1 protein-coding gene is annotated in these 1,527 nt (G+C 29.0%); it reads left to right on the forward strand.

The genetic code is table 11. The features are described from left to right. The first annotated feature begins 114 nt into the window (after positions 1 to 114). Positions 115 to 1,506, forward strand: a complete 1,392-nt coding sequence (locus TICRE_RS10640) for an ISLre2 family transposase (RefSeq protein WP_075727911.1) — start codon at positions 115 to 117, stop codon at positions 1,504 to 1,506. Positions 1,507 to 1,527: the final 21 nt, after the last annotated feature.

A 1,527-nucleotide genomic window follows, 5' to 3' on the forward strand; every position in this document is an offset into this window, starting at 1 on the left:
GTTAGTGTAAAATTAGATTGGGGAAAATAATTAAAAATAAAATAAGAGCATTCCAAATATGATATTATATAGGTGACAAAACCAGTTAATAATATACAAAAAGGAGATGCTCTTATGGATATAATTATACAACAAATCGTAGAAAAAATCATTAAAAGTACAAATCTAAACTTGGAAAAGGTATTAAAAGAAAGAAAAGGAATATCAGATTTCATAATAAATATAAAGAAGACACTAGATGAAGTAGGTGTAGATCTAGTACATGGAGTTTTAGAAGAAGTAGATAAAAGAGTAAAAGAAGATATTAATAGAAAACAAAAGTGGATTGTCAAAAGTAAAAATAATATCAAGAGTTTAGCTACAACTTTTGGAGAAGTAAAATATCAAAGAACATATTATGAAAACAAGAAAACAGGTGAATACAAGTATTTATCAGATGAAATGCTTGGAATACAAGCTCATGATAAAATGGATATATCATTAAAAGCCGAACTTGTAGAAAATGCAATAGATTCACCCTACAGAAAAAGTGGAATAAGTACAAGTGAAAATATTGATTTAACAGGTCAAACTGTTATGAATACTATCAGAGAACTAGGTCCTGTAGAAAATAATGTAATAGGAATTAAAGAAAAAAATAAAGATATAAAACTTTTATACATAGAAGCAGATGAAGATCATGTAGCCCTTCAAACTGGTAAATGTATAGAGCCAAAATTAATCTATGTTCATGAAGGAAGAGAGTTAATAAGCAAAGATAGATATAGACTAAAAAACATAAGAGTATTTAGTGGTGTATATAGCTCAAGTGAAGATATATGGCTAGAAGTAGCAGACTACATAGATCAAGCTTATGATATGGATAAAATAGAGAAAATATATCTATCAGGTGATGGAGCAAGCTGGATAAAACAAGGAATAGGCTGGATAAATAAATCAGAATATGTATTAGATAGATTTCACCTATCGAAATATGTAAAAAAGGCTACAGCTCATCTTCCACATATAACACACGCTCTGTGGAATTATATAAATAGATTAGAAAAAGAAAATGTAAGAGAACTATTTCAAGTGATCTTAGAAGAAACAGAAATCGATACAAAAAAAGCATCAGTTAAAGACTCAAGAAGATACATTCTCAATAATTGGGAAGGAATCAAAAACCAATACAAAGAAGACTATATAGGTTGCAGCGCAGAAGGTCATATAAGCCATATACTATCAGATAGACTAAGCTCAAGGCCTCTTGGATGGTGCAGAGAAGGAGTAGACCAGATGGCAAGATTAAGAGCTTTTAAAACTAATGGTGGAAATGTTTATGACTTGTTTAATCAAAGAAGAGATCAGCAATTAAAAGAAGAGAGAATACTAAAATTAAGCAAAAGAAATATTGATAAAAAGATAATATCAAAAACAGCAAATGAAGTAATTGGAAATATACCCATATTGTCAGATGGTAGAAATAGTGGCTTAAATACTATACTTAAGTCTCTTAGAGGAGCTTAGAATTAATATTTAATATATTGG

Origin of the sequence: Tissierella creatinophila DSM 6911, from assembly GCF_001940565.1 — a bacterium.
Lineage (GTDB): Bacteria > Bacillota > Clostridia > Tissierellales > Tissierellaceae > Tissierella_A > Tissierella_A creatinophila.

What these genes read in the sequence shown, in the direction of transcription:
- TICRE_RS10640 (WP_075727911.1), top strand. Translation starts at nt 115, where the DNA reads ATGGATATAATTATACAACAAATCGTAGAAAAAATCATTAAAAGTACA.